This is a genomic window from Saprospiraceae bacterium, from assembly GCA_016715965.1.
GTDB lineage: Bacteria > Bacteroidota > Bacteroidia > Chitinophagales > Saprospiraceae > Vicinibacter.
Window position 1 is genome coordinate 512501 of sequence record JADJXG010000001.1, and the last position, 17200, is coordinate 529700.

General features: G+C 39.5%; 12 protein-coding genes (1 of these 12 only partly in view). 8 read left to right on the forward strand and 4 right to left on the reverse strand.

The genetic code is table 11. The features are described 5' to 3' along the window. Both IPM48_01925 and IPM48_01930 read right to left on the reverse strand, forming a co-directional pair. Positions 1 to 2228 carry the 5' portion of a gliding motility-associated C-terminal domain-containing protein gene (locus tag IPM48_01925; protein MBK9270327.1) on the reverse strand. The gene continues 1036 nt to the left of window position 1, outside the view, so only the first 2228 of its 3264 coding nucleotides appear in the window; its start codon is at positions 2226 to 2228; the stop codon falls past the left edge of the window. Further along, positions 2225 to 5569, reverse strand: a complete 3345-nt coding sequence (locus tag IPM48_01930) for a gliding motility-associated C-terminal domain-containing protein (GenBank protein ID MBK9270328.1) — start codon at positions 5567 to 5569, stop codon at positions 2225 to 2227. Before IPM48_01930 ends, IPM48_01925 begins: the two co-directional genes overlap by 4 nt. 158 nt (positions 5570 to 5727) lie before the next feature. On the opposite strand from IPM48_01930, the gene serC reads away from it, so the two are divergent. From serC to queG, 6 genes are all read left to right on the forward strand, one after another. Further along, positions 5728 to 6801 carry a 3-phosphoserine/phosphohydroxythreonine transaminase gene (serC, locus tag IPM48_01935; protein ID MBK9270329.1) on the forward strand — a complete coding sequence of 358 codons (1074 nt, stop codon included), beginning with the start codon at positions 5728 to 5730 and terminating at the stop codon, positions 6799 to 6801. Then, positions 6794 to 7546 carry a M48 family metallopeptidase gene (locus tag IPM48_01940; GenBank protein ID MBK9270330.1) on the forward strand — a complete coding sequence of 251 codons (753 nt, stop codon included), beginning with the start codon at positions 6794 to 6796 and terminating at the stop codon, positions 7544 to 7546. The genes serC and IPM48_01940 overlap by 8 nt, the downstream gene beginning before the upstream one ends. Before the next feature lie 127 nt (positions 7547 to 7673). Further along, complete coding sequence (locus IPM48_01945; GenBank protein MBK9270331.1) at positions 7674 to 8249, forward strand: RNA polymerase sigma factor; 576 nt, start codon at positions 7674 to 7676, stop codon at positions 8247 to 8249. Beyond that, a complete protein-coding gene (locus tag IPM48_01950) occupies positions 8212 to 9039 on the forward strand; it encodes a hypothetical protein (GenBank protein MBK9270332.1) in 828 nt (275 codons plus the stop codon). Before IPM48_01945 ends, IPM48_01950 begins: the two co-directional genes overlap by 38 nt. Before the next feature lie 50 nt (positions 9040 to 9089). Further along, positions 9090 to 10013 carry an outer membrane beta-barrel protein gene (locus IPM48_01955; protein ID MBK9270333.1) on the forward strand — a complete coding sequence of 308 codons (924 nt, stop codon included), beginning with the start codon at positions 9090 to 9092 and terminating at the stop codon, positions 10011 to 10013. A gap of 121 nt (positions 10014 to 10134) precedes the next feature. Next, positions 10135 to 11052 carry a tRNA epoxyqueuosine(34) reductase QueG gene (gene queG / locus IPM48_01960; GenBank protein ID MBK9270334.1) on the forward strand — a complete coding sequence of 306 codons (918 nt, stop codon included), beginning with the start codon at positions 10135 to 10137 and terminating at the stop codon, positions 11050 to 11052. An 85-nt stretch (positions 11053 to 11137) separates the two neighbouring features. On the opposite strand, the gene IPM48_01965 is transcribed toward queG, so the two are convergent. Further along, entirely contained in the window at positions 11138 to 11500 is a 363-nt protein-coding gene (locus IPM48_01965) for a hypothetical protein (protein ID MBK9270335.1), read from the reverse strand. A gap of 2 nt (positions 11501 to 11502) precedes the next feature. Further along, the gene (locus IPM48_01970; GenBank protein MBK9270336.1) at positions 11503 to 12786 is read right to left on the reverse strand and encodes a hypothetical protein; all 1284 of its coding nucleotides are present in this window, start codon (positions 12784 to 12786) and stop codon (positions 11503 to 11505) included. 933 nt (positions 12787 to 13719) lie between these two features. Between IPM48_01970 and IPM48_01975 the strand changes: the two genes are divergently transcribed. Together IPM48_01975 and ccsA are read left to right on the forward strand one after the other, a co-directional pair. Beyond that, a complete protein-coding gene (locus IPM48_01975) occupies positions 13720 to 14001 on the forward strand; it encodes a hypothetical protein (GenBank protein MBK9270337.1) in 282 nt (93 codons plus the stop codon). Positions 14002 to 14084: 83 nt separating this feature from the next. Continuing rightward, positions 14085 to 17198 (forward strand): cytochrome c biogenesis protein CcsA, encoded by a 3114-nt coding sequence (ccsA, locus tag IPM48_01980; protein MBK9270338.1) that lies wholly within the window; start codon positions 14085 to 14087, stop codon positions 17196 to 17198. Positions 17199 to 17200 lie beyond the last annotated feature (2 nt).

Genomic DNA, 17200 nt, shown 5'->3' on the forward strand with positions numbered 1-17200 from the left:
GAATCACAGCTTCCACTTCTTCGGATATATATTGTATCTACACCGGTCTCCTGAATGTCACAAACAAACTTGGGTAGTAAAACCGTGTCGCTTTCTAAAAACTGAATGGATTCCAATACCACCGAATCGCAAGAATATTGATTGGTGTAATAATGTACAAAATTACCTGCAGAAGCAGGATCACAACTCGTTTTAAGGATGTGAGTCGTGTCTGTCGGCAAAGCCCGGTAATGGGTAACCACCAGGCTATCACAAGGTGTTTTTTGAATGAGCAAGGTATCTGTATATTCGCTTACCAATCCACAAATTGAGCTGTCTTTATGTGTAATATTAAATTTTGAAAGCAGATACTCTATCAGATGGATGGAGTCGCATCCAAACTGATTGAAACCAAAAATACTGTCTGTGCGCACAGCGCTGCTGTCACAGGTCATCAAACTTTCTTTAGTAAGTGAACTCAAAGCGGGGATGAAATATTCGATCAGAAAACTGTCGCAATACAGACCATTCAAAACAATTACTTCAGCAACAGTATCAGCAATTTGACAATCAAATTTATACCGAAAAGTCGTATCAGGTTTGATATACTGAAATTCTTCTTTGATGATGGAGTCGCATCCATATTGAGAAATCAAGGGCACAAAAACAATTTTCGGATGAAGATGATCACAGGTCGTTTTAAATGACAAAGTGGTATCTGGAGAAACACCAAGACTTGTCAGAATAACGACGCTATCACACCCGGGCAACTTGTATAGAATCGTATCCACTTTTAAGGGGCTGCGATCACAAAGGTATTGTTGTATTCTGTTGGTGTCAGCGCCATCCAATCTTTTAAAAGTAGCCATGGATGATTTTGAATTACCGCAGCGATCGGTGGCAAAAAAATGAACCTCGATGTCCAGAGCGCTGGAATCACCTTTAAAATCATTGGACCAGAATACTTCACCGCAGTCATCTGAAGCTTGTCCGTTTCCATGTTTTGCCAACCAGGATCTCAAAGAATCCCTTGCCGTAGTGGAACAACGGAGCAAAACATCTTCCGGTTTTTTCTGAAAAATTGGAGAAATGGTATCTGAAATAATGTAGAAGGCCTGAAAATAAGTTTCATTGCCACATGGATCCGTTGCAATAAAATCCACCAGCATGCTGTCACAAGGTTTGGATGGAATGCTGTCATAAGAAGCCTGTACAGTTACGTTTCCACAATTATCTCTTAGAACTGCATTTCCATTAAGACCTACCCATCGCAAAAATTCATTGCGGGAATGTAATTTGCAATCGATGATTTTGTGTCTTGCTTCGGCAATGAAATAGGGGGGTTCCTCGTCCTTTACGGTAATGAGCTGACTGTGGTTTTTCTTATTGCCGCAAATATCTGTAACGACCCAGTTTCTTGTGATCAATTGTTCGCAGTCGCTTAGTTTCTGAGTGCTCGTAGAAAATTGAATGGAAGGATTGGGATCGCAATCATCAGTTACTTCCAGAATGCTTGGATTGGGAACATCCTTCAAGCAAGCATATTCTTCGTCCACCGGCTCGTTGACAATCTCCGGTATTTCTGTATCGGCCGGACATTCAAAAATCTTGATATCATCCACCAGGGTGCCCGCAAAATTATTGGTGCCTGTGCTGCTAAATTCCATGTTGGCATTGACTGCCATTGCCATAAATTCATAGGTCAACTTAAACCAAAATACGGAACCAGAAACCGACACATTCCAGGAAACACTCAACCATGCCCCTCCTGCAATATTCAATGAACCTGTTGAAGTATGACCACTTCCGTTTTGTGCTGTCCAGAATTCGATTTTATAATTGCTCCCTGGTTTGAGTCCCGTGAGTAAATAAGAGATGGCTCCGAATCCAGGTGTACCATGTAAATCTACAAAAGTGCTGGGTCCATTGGGGTTGCCATTTCCCAAGCCACCAAAGGCCCCATCTACCAAATCAATTGTCCCTCTTGTAACAGTCCATCCTCCAAAGTTTCCCCCTACCCCGTAAGTATCAAATGAGTTTGGGGGCGGTTGAGGACCATCTTCAAAATCCAAATTGGAAAAACTGAGTTCGTTGTAGTTACCACAACAACATCCTGCCCTGATTCCTGCATTTTGGACATTTCCAAAGTCGATTTTTTTTAGATTTGTCTTTTGGCTTTTGACGGAAGTGGCAAATCCCGCAAGGAAACAAATCAACGACAGAACTGGGTATGTACAAAATAATTTCATCGTATCACAGTTAGTTCGCCTGCCAATTGAATGATCTGTTGGTTATCATCGGTCAACACCGCAAAATAGGTATACACTCCGGGTATGACCTTATGATTTTTAAAAGAGCCATCCCAACCTGTTGTTGGATCATTGATAACCATGTTTGGACTGCTAAATACCAGATTTCCCCATCGATCATAAATTTGAAGGGTATTTATAATGAAACCCTCATCGCCTATTAAGTAGAAACGATCATTCACTTGATCTCCGTTGACACTGATGACATTGGGGGCAAACACATTTTTGGTCAACAAAATTTTAATTCGGACAAAATCAATGGCCTTGCAACCATTTGAGTCGATTACCTCAATCTGAATGAGGGTATCCCGATCAAATTTTGCAAGAGTGGAGAGACAGCCGGGGCAGTTGAAATAGGATTCGGGTGACCACAGGACTGATTGGATATTTCTATTTACAAAACCATTCATGTTGATCGTCTCATTTTTTCCAAGGCTAAGGTCGGGCCCTCCATCCACCATCAAACTATCTGGTTCATGGATGTTAAATATTCTGGTCTCCGATAGACAACCAAACTCGTCTTGCAGGTAAATGGAATACTGACCAGCGGTCAAATTTTTAGTTTTTTGGCCACTCTCAATACCATCGATGAAATATTTTGTCTTATCATCGGCTTGGTGGGGAAAAATAAATTCGATCACACCATCGGCATTACCAGCACAGGAAATATCTGTAATCTTTGCATCAAATAAAACAGCTTGATGGAAAAATCGGGTAACAATCAAACTGTCGCATCCAAATCGATTAGTGACATACTGAGTATCTATCCTGACGGAGTCAAAAAAACATGTTCTTTGAAGAATCAAAGTATCTGATACCGGAGTATGGATATACTGAATGATAGCAATGGAATCGCAAACAACACCATTTAAGAACAGGGTATCTGTTCTGACTGAATCTATTTCGCAGGTAGATCTTGAAATCAACTCCGGGATTGGGGACAGGTATTTTTTGTAGGTGTATAGCACAGAATCACATCCATGCACTGTCATGAATTTTGATATAAGTTGTGCAGTATCCCCTATTCGACAAACCTCGATGGTATCAAACAAATTATAAGATGGACTCCATTCAATTTCTATGATTACGATGGAATCGCAACCTTTACCATTGATTTCTTTTTGATAGAAAATACCGGTATCTGCAGGATTGCAGCTGTATCGAGAAAAGAAGGAAGTATCTGTTGGCAGAATTTTAAAATGTCTGATCAGCAAACTATCGCAGATTCTCCCTTGCAAAAATATAGTATCTGTATATTCCAATTTCAATCCACACACAAAACTATCCAAATGGGTTTGTTCGTTTTCAGAATAAACAGTTTTGATGATCAGCAGGGAATCGCAACCATAACGACTTTTGAAAATCAAGCTGTCGATCCCCGCCTCCAAAGAATCACAGGTAGTTGTTGTAATTTCTGTGGGCAAAGTCTTTACTCCAACATATTGAATGATTGTAAAGGAATCACAGGGAATGGCAGGATGCCTGATCAAATCGATGTAATTGCTATCCGAATTGCAAAGGTACTCCGTCTTTGAATGGGTGATCACAGGGAATAGTTCGGTGGCAACAAACACGGTAGAATCACAACCATACTGATTGAGGAGGTGCAGGGTATCAGAAAACAAATCCATTGAATCACATACCTGGATCAAGACCTGGTGTTTGCTTTCATTAACCGGCAAATATTTTACAATGGTAAGGCTGTCGCACCCGCCAGGGTTTTGATGGAGAATTGTGTCCGAGTATTCCTGATTTAAACCACAAATAAATCGACTCAAATAAATGGTGTCTGAACCATCCATCTGAATGATGTCTGCTGTATCTTTGCTAACATTGCCACACAGATCATAAAATAAAAATTCAAAAGTTTGTCTGTTATTGGTTTTTGAAAGGAATTTATTTCCTAATCGCAAACTGCAGTTATCTCCTGCGTGACTATGACCATTCCACCTCAACCAGTCGGAGATAAGACTGTCAGTATTGGGACTACCGCATGGAATGATCAGATCTTTTGAGGGTGAAAATATTTCTGGTTTGATCGTATCATTGATGATAAACCAAGCAAAACTCATATCAGAATTTCCGCAATCGTCTTCTATGATAAAATCGACCAAAGTACTGTCGCAGGATCTTAATCCAAGTGTGTCGTATGAATAAGTAAATTTTACCGTGGAGCAATTGTCAATAGCTTTGGCGTTTGCGTAATTTCTTAAAAAATTTTGAAAATCAAGGTGTATGTTTGGTTTGCAATGGACTATTTTGTTTTCCGGAAGATTTGTAAATTGAGGAGGAACTTTGTCAGAAATGGTGATTGTTTGGTTGACAGAAGTTGAGTTATTGCATTGATCAGTCACCGTCCATGTCCTGATAATCTCTAGTTCGCACGGAGACTTGAAATTTCTCTTTTCATCAAAAACGATCATTGGATTGACATCGCAATTGTCCTGAACCAACAAAGGCTCAACGGGAGGTAATTCATTGATACAATCCAACTCAAGATCCTGTGGGGCATTTAAAATTTCAGGTTTTTCTACATCCGAAGGACATTCAAAAATGCGAATGTCATCGATGAGCATACCACAACATGGCGTATTACCTGTTCCTGTAAACTCCATGGTCGTCGAAGTTCCGGAAGCCGTAAACATATAACTGGCCTTCAGCCATACCACATTGCCGGGATTGGATGCAGACCAATTCACACTGAGCAGGGATCCACCTCCTACTCTTAAAATAGCGGTGCTGCTTCCAGCTCCTGAGTGGACGGCGTACCAAAATTCAATGGTGTACATATAACCTGCTGTCAACCCACTCAAGGGGTATCTGACTGCACCTTGATTAAATCCATGCAGGTCGAGATGTTGGGAAGAACCATTGGGATTTCCGGCACCCAGATTTAGATGGTCTGGTGCGTGAATACTGACAGATCCCGAAGTGACTACCCATGGACCATAGCTTTGTCCGGAGCTGTAATCAATCCATCCTCCGGGGGGTGCGATTGGAGCATCTTCAAAATCAAGGTTGGGGTAAAATAATTCGGTCGAACTACCACAACAACAGCCTGCTCCCATTGAGTTTGGAAGCTTGATATTTTTTAAATTTTCTGCTGATATGGTTCCAATCTCACTGGAGCGTATTGGATGTGTGAAGAACAAACAACACCAACAAATTATAAGATACAATGGATAGCAAAGGCTTAATTTTTTGGAGGATACCCAGCCAAAGCCAATGGGTTGTCCTGATCCTACACCAAGGTTTAAAAAGAAGTTGAATTTCTTATTCAAAGCATGTTTGAATTTGCATTTTCGGCTTAAAGTTAGCTCAATCTGCTTATCCTTGGAGACAGAATCGCGATCTGTTGGCAAAAATGAGCTCCCTGGATGTCCATATACCACTGAACCAATAAATAATACATAACTTTGCACCCATATATTTGAATATTATGTCCAAGAAGCACAATTTTTATGCAGGACCGGCCATCCTGCCCCCATCGGTTCTGGATCAATCCGCACAAGCCATCAAAGAATTTGCAGGGATGGGTTTGTCATTATTGGAAATTTCCCATCGTAGCAAGCAGTTTGAGGCAGTGATGGACGAAACCAGAGCCCTTGTGCTGGAACTCATGGGTTTGGATCAAGAATACGAGGTCTTGCTATTGTCAGGTGGTGCTAGTTCTCAGTTTTTTATGATTCCCATGAACCTACTACCCGAAGAGGGTAAAGCATATTATGTCAACACGGGAACCTGGGCAAGCAATGCCATTAAAGAAGCGCGCAATTTTGGAAATACCGTCGTTTTAGCGAGTTCAGAGGAAAACAAATTCAGACATATACCCAAGGGGTTCGAGATTCCAAATGACGGTTCCTATTTGCACATCACTTCCAACAATACCATCTATGGAAGCCAGTATCATACTTTTCCGGATTGCCAGATTCCATTGGTGTGTGACATGTCATCTGATATCTTTTCGCGGAGAATGGATTTTTCTAAGTTTGGTTTGATCTACGCTGGCGCTCAAAAAAACATCGGTCCCGCCGGAATGACCCTGGTAGTAATCCGTAAAGATTTAATCGGTAGTTCAAGGAGAATGATCCCTACCATGTTGAATTATAAAACCCACGCAGAAAAGGGAAGCATGTACAATACTCCACCTGTCTTTCCAATTTATGTTTCAATGCTAACCCTTAGGTGGATCAAAGCAATGGGGGGTCTTGACCAAATGGAAAAAAGAAATACAGAGAAAGCCAGGATGCTGTATGCAGAAATCGATCGCAACAGCTGTTTTGAAGGAACCGTTACAGCTGAAGACCGCTCACAGATGAATGTGGTTTTTGTTCCCAAAAAACCTGAATGGGAAAATTTGTTTTTGGAAAAATGCAAAGAAAACGAATGTGTAGGACTTGCTGGACACCGCTCGGTCGGAGGATTCAGGGCATCTCTATACAACGCATTGGAACTTTCCAGTGTGAAGATGCTGGTGGAAACCATGCAAGATTTTGAAAAAAAACATGGCTAAAATCATCCCTTTTAAGGAGTATCGGAAATTAAATGTCAGCGATTTTGAATTGCCGGTTGAAATATACCACGAACACCGAAGATCTGCCAGGGTTTCCCTGGCCCATCAGAAAGCCATCGTTAGAATTCCAATTTTATGTTCCAATTCTGAAAAAGACAAACACCTGGAATGGGCTAAAAACTGGATTTACAAGAAACTGACAGAAGATCCGGAGTCAAAAATCAAATACATTCCAAAGACCTATACGGATCAATCCACCATCACGGTTCGCAAAACTACATTTACCATTCATCTGCGATATTTGCCGGAATTGAAAGCAGCCAACGGAAAGAGGAAAAATACCCAGATCTATCTGGAAATTCCCGAAAGCTGTCCCCAACATCAAAGAGCTGAACTATGTGGTAAGCTCATCTCGAAAATTATGGCCCACACCTATCTTCCCGGATTGAAGGCAAGGGTTCATCAAATCAATGATCAGCATTTTAAGCAAAAAATCAATAAGATAAGTCTTAGAAACAATTCTTCCAATTGGGGTTCATGCTCGACATCGGGCAATATAAGTTTTTCCACCCGACTCCTCTTGTGTCCTGATTTTGTGCTGGACTATCTGATCGTACACGAACTCGCGCATCTGATCCATCACGACCATTCCGATCGCTTTTGGAATTTGGTGGCCAGAGTAAATCCCGATTTTCAAACGGCAGAGAATTGGCTCAAAGAAGAAAGTCACAGCTTTAGATGGTAATTCTATTTTATTGTAAATCATTTAATTAGAAGAATTAATACCTTTGGCTGCCAGTTTTTTTTATTTATTTTGCAACGAAATGGCAAATCATTTCTCTTTAAAATAACAAAACAAGCGGTATAGCCACATGGCCGTAGATATACAGAAAATTGCAAACGGAGATCAAAGAGCTTTCAAAAGTCTGTATGATCAATACCATCTGGCGATGTACAATGTATGCCTCAGAATGCTGAAGCAGGAAGACGATGCCGTGGATGCGCTGCAGGAGACTTTTATTAAAGTGTTTCAGAACATTCACAAACTTGAGAATTATGATTTGCTACCGGCCTGGATTAAGAAAATTTGTGTCAACAACTGCTTGCAAATTATAGAAAAGAAAAAGAAAATCAGGTGGGAAGAAATTGATCAGCAGACGGTCCTTCTCAATACAAAGGATGAAACAGATCTGATTGATGAAGCGGAATTCGAATTGAATATGCAGAGGATTCAACAGGGAATATCCAGCTTACCTGAAAAGTACCGCATCGTATTTAACCTGTACGCCGTTGAAGATTATTCGCATGAAGAAATAAGCCAAATGCTTGGAATTCCAAATGCGACTTCCAGAAGTCAATACATGAGGGCCAAACAAAAGTTAGTTGAGATTGTAAAAAAAAATGAAATACATGGGAGATCCACTGAAAAAATTTATTCAAGAGCATAAGAACCTGCTGGACCATAAAACTCCGCCTGCAGACCTGTTCGATAAAATCCTGGCAAAGACTTCATCCGTAAAGCAAAAGCCAGCACCGGTCAATCGGAATTTTAGCAGATTCTATCTTGCCGTAGCTGTATTTGCTGGCGTTGGTTTGTTTTATTGCTGGAGTTTGTTCTACACAGCTCCAATTATACATTCGCCGGCTCAAGAATTGTCAACTTCACAAGAAATTCCAGCGACTATCACACCGGAAGAGTCCATTTCTGAAAGCAAAGAATTAAGCCTGGAAGAAAAAGAATTGATCCCATCAAAACCTTCTGACAATATCCAAATTAAAAAATCATCATTAAAAAAGTTGAAATACACCAATAAATCCACTCCTGTACCTCAAAAGATAGAAGCCATCCAGATGGCAGAGACCCAAATTGAAGTCCATGAACAGTTGGATCAAAAAGAAGCGGTTTCCGAGATTGCGGAGGTAGATTTGCAAATTCAAGAAAAAACAATAAAAGATGTCCTTTCAGAACAAACAATCCCCACACAGTCTGCTGAAAACGAATGGGCAGTGACAGAAAATATTGTTGAATCTGCTTCACCGCAGATCGCACAAGCCGTCCCATCCAGTTTGTCTGAGACCGTTAAAAAAGGATTGTTGGGTTGGTTGGCCAAAAAGACCGAAGAGTGGACAGACCGTAAAATTCTTATACTTCCGGAGGTGACCGACGAAAAAACAAGCATAGCCTTCAATGTCAATACCGAGCATGTCAAGCTCCGCAAAACCATGTATTTGCCCTAAGTGCATTGATCCATTAAATTAATTATTTCAAACCTATAATCTAATTGCATATGAAAAATCTAGTTATTGTATTGTGTTTATTGTACTCCTTTTTGGCAAATGCCCAGGAAGTACCACCGGTTCCTCCTGTGCCACCAACACCACCTGCGGCTCCTCCTTCACCGGATGAAAACAAGGGAGATACCATTAAAGTAAACTTGGGAGACCGCCAAATTATGATCATCGAAAACAAATCCAAAGCATCAAAAAAGGATGACGATGAGGATGAGGAGGACGATGATGATGAGGAGGATGATAAAATGGCTCCAAAACATCATGATTCCAAATCCCATAAGGAAAACTCCAATCCTATGAAAAAGAAAAAGAGAAAAGGCGCAGATGTCGATTTTCTAAATTTAGACATGGGAATCAATATATTGCTCAACAACAAGGTCAACAATCAGGTCCTAAAAGACGATCTTGAAAACAAACCATTCAGTTCCTGGTCCTGGACGCTCAATTTTCTTCCCACCGAAATTTATTTAGGCTCAAGAAATGTCATGCTGATGACATCTTTCGGCTGGAGGATTGGAGAGCTGACTTTCAGGAACAAGTTGGAGTTTGTACCCGACACCGCTGCGCTGGTGTACTCCAAAAACAGCAATATCAACAAATCTTCCTTCGACTTTCACCACCTACAGGTACCATTGATGCTTTATTTCAGAAGCGATAAAATCAGTGGTCTTGGTAAAGTTGGTTTTGGAATAGGAGGATATGTGGGTGCTTTGGTCCACCATGAGTTTGAATACAAAAGCAATGAACGCCGCAGGAAAGTTGAAATTGAAGAAGACTTTGGATTCGAAACCTGGAGATACGGATTAAGTGCGAGAGCAGATATTGGTCCATTTAAAATATTTACAAATTACGATTTGAATCCTGTTTGGAAAAACAATGATTTCACCAATCTGGAGTGTGGACTCTGGTTTGATTTCTAAGATGCTCCTCCCAATAGCGGAGAGATAGATTTTCTTCTATGTGTGGTAAGGCCTGGTACTCGTTGTCAGGCCTTTTTATTTATGCTACCTTTGCCCGATAGAACATTGCATTGTGTCTGTTATTGCCAACGCCAGCTTAGTTAAAAAAGAACTTGAATCTTTGGGATTCGGACAAGTAGGTATCGTTCGATCGCACCGATTGGACAAGGAAGCAAAACTTTTGGAAGAATGGTTGAATCGCGGAAACCATGGGCAGATGAGTTACATGGAGAGGTATTTTGATTTGAGGGTGGATCCACAACATTTTCTACCCGGTGCAAAATCGGTGCTGATGATGAGTTTGAATTATTTCCAGGATTCAGTCCCCGAAAACCCAAAAATATCACGCTATGCCTGGGGAGATGATTATCACAAGGTCATCCGTCAAAAATCCAAATCCATTATTCAGAATTTGAAAAATAAATATGGTGATATTTCAATTCGTGGATTTGTAGATTCTGCCCCTGTGATGGAGAGGGTTTGGGCAGAAAAAGCTGGTCTCGGCTGGAATGGGAAAAATACCTTAACCATTCATCCCCGCACAGGATCCTGGTTTTTTTTAGCAGGATTTATGACGGATCTGGTGTTTGATCATTACGATGAACCAATCAGGGATCACTGCGGTAACTGCAGACGTTGCATCGATGCTTGTCCAACCGATGCCATCCATACAGATGGTTATTTATTGGATGCATCCAAATGTATTTCTTATCTGACCATCGAGCTGAAGGAAGCCATTCCAAATGAATTTCATCCTAAGATGGAAGGCTGGATGTATGGTTGCGATATTTGTCAGGAGGTCTGTCCATGGAATCGTTTTGCACATCCTTCTGCGATTCCGGAATTTGCCACAAACCAAGATTTGTTGCAAATGGGAACTTCGGAATGGTTGGATTTGAGCGATGATGTTTGGGACAATCTTACTGCCAAATCGCCTCTCAAAAGGGCAGGATTGAAGAAACTGAAAGAAAATGTGAAAGTGATCGCAAATAAAAATTAAACCCGCTCTTCGGTTTTCATGCATCTACCTGCTTCGACAAGCGCTAATCATTTAGAACGGTTTAACGACAGATGCTTCAACTGGTTTAGAATTTTATCCATACAAATATGGTTCCAACCATCAACACAAAAATTTCCAACATCAACCCGGCTAAATAGCCCATGCCGATTCCCGGTCCTTGCTGACTATAGGCCAAGAGCGCTTTTTCAATGACCCAATGTCCTCCCAGTAATCCGCAGATCCAGACCCTGAGTAAAAGATAGGATTTCTCAACATTCGGAATCCACCAAAGTCCAAACACCAAAACAGATGCAGCAGGTATCCAAAACCAAAGTGATTCAATAAACTGGTCCAAAGGTTTTGTAGTGGTTAGATTCAATTTTCCAATCCATATTGCCCCAATGTACAAGATTCCCCAAAATAATTCAGGTCCTAATAAATAGCGCATCATTACTCATTTTTTTCAATGTTATACAATCCACGAATTTTCTTATTCGCACTGAGGATTCTACCAAAATGCTCCTGGTATTTACCGGATTCTAGCTCGGTATCAAATGCATCCCCAATTTTCTTTACAAGCATTTGATATTCCTCGGTGTCGTTGACATAAAGGTTTTTACTAAGAGACAAAGACTGCTCATCTTCATCAAAATGAATGTCCAGTTTGACTTCGTCTTTTACCAATTCGATGCGACGGCCCGTGTATTCTACGGTTTCATCTTTGACAATTTGTTCTTTTGACCAATCCATCTGTCTGAGTACAAAATCAAGAAATATGGGAATCATCCCAGTCTTCACAGGATAAAGTCTGTAATAATGATCGTTGGTTGAATAACGCCCTTTCCAGTGTACCGGACTCACCAATTGTTTCAATTGCAATACGTACTCATCGCTGATTTGTTTCCACTCAAAAAACTGCTCAAACCATTTTCTGTCCGCTGAAAATATATCGACCATTCGGGTGTCTGTATTGTCAAATTTCACAGCGTATCCTGTGTCCTTTTGAAACTTATAAACCACCAGCGCGTGATCAGATTCAGGCAGATCTTCATCCTGTGTATTCCAACTCTGGAATTCGGCCAGAAAAACAATGCTCTTGCGATCCGGAGAGAAAGCGAATGCGCCATGTGGAGATGGAAAAGAATAGTTATCGACCGGCTCATTGTTGATGTTGAATGGCCATATTTCCTTTGTCTGTACATCCAATACAGCGTGTTCATTGATCATTAATAAGCGCCCTCCATAAAGGCTATCCAGTTGATCCAGATTAGAGGTATCAAACTTTGCATAAATTTCAGAATAAGGTCCCGGCTGACCGTGATCGCTGTCAAGAAATTGCAATGATGCAAAATCATTCGACTGTTTTAAGAGTGGCTCAACGATTGGCTGACCCTCTTTCATTTGGATCAAATACAGACTCTGGCTGCCGGCGATCAGGGTTGGTTCCTTTAGATCGGTAAGCGCATAAATTCTCCAAAGAAATGGTAATCCTGTATTGGTTTGCAGAGCTCCGGGAAATTCAAGCTGTTTTCCATTGCACAATAAAGAATAGCTGACATCAGTGCGATTGCTCATGCCATTGTTTATATTAAAATACCTGGAAGAGATTGCCTTTGAGACGATTGTAAAGGGGCCATAGCTTATTCTGTTTTCAATGTCCTTATGGGCTTTTTTAAAGGCTACCATATAAATGGCCCATGCAAGAAAGGCGGCGATGGCAAGAGTGATTTTCATATTCTAAAACGGTTCGTTTTGCAATTTTGAAAAAATGATTGAAAGCTTAATCCCAAGCAAGGTCAATTCACATTTTTAAAAGTGAGAGCCATATGCTTGTGGAATTGAAACTCAAAATAGCATTCATTTTAAGAAGTAAAATTAAGTGATTCACACTAAACGGAACAAAATTTGATAACTTAATAAAGCTTAATGACTTGGAGTAGTTTTTAGAATAGAGAGGACGAACGCTTGATTCCATTTTTAAGCTTAAAACTTGATTTTAAGCTGATTTTAAGAATAATTGAACCATATCTTAATTATTTATAACAGATCTTTGCAATATGAGAATTTTAATAGTGGAAGACGAACAAGTGATATCTGCTTTTTTGAAGCAGGGATTGGAAGAAGAGTCCTACGCTGTAGATGTTGCTGAAGATGGTAATACGGGAATTTATCCAGTTACTCGATCGTCAGTTTAGGTTTATGGATATATCGCCTAATCTAAAATTCGATTATCTGATATTTATTTAGAGGCCTCATTACCGGCTAGTGCCATTGTGAAAGCAGAAGATAAATCTTACATTTTAGTAATTATGAGGTCAACCAATGAAGGGTTTAACTTTGAGAAAAAGAGGTCACTACCGGATCTGTTAACGACGGATTTGTTGAAATAAAAACTTTCAAGATTATAAAGAAAATACTAAAATACTGGTCAATGGTGTTTTTAACCTTATTGTTGAATAATGGTTTGCGCTTATTCAAGATTATGTACACAAGAAACATCAATCGACCGAATTTAAAAGGTTCAGATCTGCCAGAAAAAGTTTGCAATAATAAACAGATATAATTGTGTTAATGGATCTATAATTATGAAAATTGTCGGTGTTTTTAAGAATTTTATTCGAAACAATATCATTAAATTTGCATATTATATTCAAATCTTGGAATCTTATGTTTAATTTAAAATTCATTGTCATTGGAATTTTAGTTTTTTTAGTCAGTCTCACAGCTTGTACCAATGAGTTTGAATCAAATGGTCAGAATATATGCTTTGAAACAGATGTTTTGCCAGTACTTGTTTCTAATTGCACACAAAGTGGATGTCACAATGACATAGACAAAAATGAAAGGGCTTATATTGCGGAAGAGAATGGTGATTGGTTAAAAGCTCAGTTTCAATTTGGATTTAATCTTTCCAGAGTTTTTCAGGTAAGGTCCAGAAAGATTTGGTGATACTATTCAATTGATCCAATCTAAAATTATGGATAATGAATTCAGGACAATTTCAAGGAGAAAGAAGAGTGAAATTTTGGCTTATGAAGAAAATTAAAATACTTGATTGGACAGAAATTTTTTCGAATGTCCTTTTTTCAACAAGAGCTGCTGGAATTTATATTCTACTCTTTGCTGCAGCGATCGGTGTAGCCACATTTGTTGAGAATGATTTTGGAACCAGCGCCGCTCAAAAAGTCATTTTTAAATCAAGATGGTTTGAGTTATTGCTCGTATTATTTGGAATCTGTATACTAGTGAATATTTTTAGATACAAAATGATACCATTAAAGAAATGGGCTTCACTTACTTTTCATTCCTCGATTTTAATTATTTTAATTGGCGCCGGAGTGACCCGATATTTTGGTTATGAAGGCATGATGCATATTCGAGAAGGGGAAAATTCCAATACTTTTCTATCATCAGAAACATTTATCAATTTTCTATGGGAAGACGGCAAGCAAGTTTATGGTTGGGAGAGTCCTATTTTAATCAGCAGTCTTGGATCCAATCGATTTGAAGAAGAGTATCTTTTAGGCCGCGAATTGCTAAAAATAAGATTGAAAGAGGTAATTGCCAATCCTAAGGAATTAATTAAATCGGATCCTTCCGGACAAGCTGTTCTGAAGATTGTGATTGGAGGAGCCGGAGGTAGGGAAGAATATATTTTAAAATATGGCTCTTCCTTAAATTTAGGTCGCCTTAAATTGTCTTTTACGGATGAAAGTTTACCAGGATTTCAGTGGATTACCTTTAAAAATGATACCTTATTATTTACACCCGATAGACCTTTTACAAGGATGGTGATGGCTACTCAGAAACAAGACACACTCTTTGCTCTTGAAACCAAACCAATGAGCTTAAGATCACTGTATTCCGACGGTCAATCCAACTTTGTGGTTTCAGAATTTAACCCCTCAGCCATCGTAGAATTGGTTTCTGAAAATCGGAAAATTAAAAATGAAAGCATGGTATCTCTGCGAATGGAAGTAGAATCTGGAACAGAAACTCAAGAAATTTTATTAACGGGTCGCAAAGGAGAGGCAGGACGTCCCAAGATTTTGGACATCAAGGGCAATAAATTTTCTATTTCTTATGGTTCCAAGTTGTATCATCTTCCGTTTTCAATTGCATTGCGTGATTTTATTTTGGACAGATACCCAGGTACTGATAATCCGTCTTCATACGCCAGTGAAGTTACATTGATTGACGATCGAGAATTTGTAAAAATGGATTATCGAATTTTTATGAATAATATTCTGAGCTACGATGGTTTTCGTTTTTTTCAATCCTCCTATGATCCCGATGAAGCTGGAACTTACCTCAGTGTGAATCATGATGCTTGGGGCACTTGGATTTCATATATAGGATATGCATTGTTGACCATTGGATTGATGATGATTTTCTTTACGAAAAATACCCGATTTAAATTTTTAATGGATCGTTTGAAGCAGTATCAAAGCAATGCATTTCTTGTTTTTATTTTTACGACATTGCATATTCAGTTGAATGCCCAAAATTATCCGAAACCATCCATTAGTCCTGCACATGCTCTACTACTCGGTAAAATGATCGTACAGGATCATCAAGGCAGATTTAAGCCATTTAACACAATGAGCAATGAAGTGCTGAGAAAAATATCCAAGAAGGAAAAAATGGGTAGTCTTAGTTCTGAACAAGTTATGATTTCCATGCTCATGCATCCTGAAGAATGGGAAGCTGTACCATTAATTCATGTAGGAAAACACCCTCAAGTATTGAAGTTGCTTTCCGCGGCTGGAGGATTGATAGAATATAGAAAGTTTTTTGATGAATCTGGCCAATATAAATTGAGGGATCCTGTAAGGATTGCGCAAAATATGAATCCAAAAGATCAGGGAACCTTTGAGAAAGCAATTATTAAATTGGATGAAAAAGTCAATATCACCAATATGGTTTTTTCTGGGCGCTTATTCAGAATACTTCCATTGAGTGAGGATGACAATCATACCTGGATATCACCTGCACAAGCATCAGATATTAACGATCCGAGAGAGTTATTTGCCATGGAATTCTTCCCAAAATATTTAGCTGCATTAAGACAATCTGAAGCATCCAAAGATGATCATTTGCCGAACCAATTGCTCGAAGAATTAGGCAATTATCAAAGAAAAATTTCCTCTTCCGTATTACCAAGTAACAATCAAATAAAAGCCGAACTTTGGTTAAATAAATCAAGCGTATTTGCCAGGCTTGGAGTTGTTTTTGCCTTGGCAGGGGTTTTGATGTTGTTGATTTTTATTGCGGGTGTTTTTAACGAAAAATGGAAAAGTCCAAAGATCAGAAATGCTGCCTTTGGAATTATTGCATTGGCGTTTTTCTTTCAAACTTTGGGTTTGGCGACTAGATGGTATGTTTCAGGTCGTGCTCCATGGAGCAATGGTTATGAATCCATGATTTATATTTCATGGACTACTGTCCTTGCTGGTTTATTGTTTAGCAGAAAATCTTTGGGAGGATTAACCGCCACTTGCATTTTAGCAGCCACCGTTCTATTGGTGGCAGGCATGAGTTGGTTGGATCCGGAGATCACACCCCTGGTTCCTGTTTTGAAATCCTACTGGTTGACGATCCATGTATCATTGGAAGCAGGAAGTTATGGTTTTCTAATGCTTGGAGCGGTCATTGGCATGCTTAATTTATTACTTATCAGCATCAGCAGGAAATCAAATATTGCGCGCGTAGAAAGAAATATTAAAGAGTTAAGTGTGGTGAGTGAAATTACCGTCACCGGAGGATTGATTATGGTGAGCGTGGGCACATATCTTGGGGGAGTTTGGGCCAATGAATCGTGGGGTAGATATTGGGGATGGGATGCAAAGGAAACCTGGGCTTTGGTTACCATCTTAGTCTATGCATTTATACTTCACATGAGATTTATACCCGGACTCAAAAGTTTGTTTGCCTATAATTTTGCAAGTCTTTTTGGATTTGCTACAGTGATCATGACTTATTATGGTGTCAACTATTATCTCTCCGGTTTACATTCTTATGCTGCAGGAGATCCGGTTCCAATTCCACCACAAGTCTATATCACTGCAATGGTTTTGGCAATGTTGAGTATAGTTTCATTTATCCAATATAGAAGGATTTACAAACAAGGAATTTTCTTACGATAATT

Excerpts from the sequence above, each read along its gene's own strand:
- serC (MBK9270329.1), top strand. The coding sequence starts at position 5,728 with ATGTCCAAGAAGCACAATTTTTATGCAGGACCGGCCATCCTGCCCCCA.
- IPM48_01940 (MBK9270330.1), top strand. The coding sequence starts at position 6,794 with ATGGCTAAAATCATCCCTTTTAAGGAGTATCGGAAATTAAATGTCAGC.
- IPM48_01945 (MBK9270331.1), top strand. The coding sequence starts at position 7,674 with ATGGCCGTAGATATACAGAAAATTGCAAACGGAGATCAAAGAGCTTTC.
- IPM48_01950 (MBK9270332.1), top strand. The coding sequence starts at position 8,212 with ATGGGAGATCCACTGAAAAAATTTATTCAAGAGCATAAGAACCTGCTG.
- IPM48_01955 (MBK9270333.1), top strand. The coding sequence starts at position 9,090 with ATGAAAAATCTAGTTATTGTATTGTGTTTATTGTACTCCTTTTTGGCA.
- IPM48_01965 (MBK9270335.1), bottom strand. The coding sequence starts at position 11,500 with ATGCGCTATTTATTAGGACCTGAATTATTTTGGGGAATCTTGTACATT.
- IPM48_01970 (MBK9270336.1), bottom strand. The coding sequence starts at position 12,786 with ATGAAAATCACTCTTGCCATCGCCGCCTTTCTTGCATGGGCCATTTAT.
- IPM48_01975 (MBK9270337.1), top strand. The coding sequence starts at position 13,720 with ATGTTTAATTTAAAATTCATTGTCATTGGAATTTTAGTTTTTTTAGTC.
- ccsA (MBK9270338.1), top strand. The coding sequence starts at position 14,085 with ATGAAGAAAATTAAAATACTTGATTGGACAGAAATTTTTTCGAATGTC.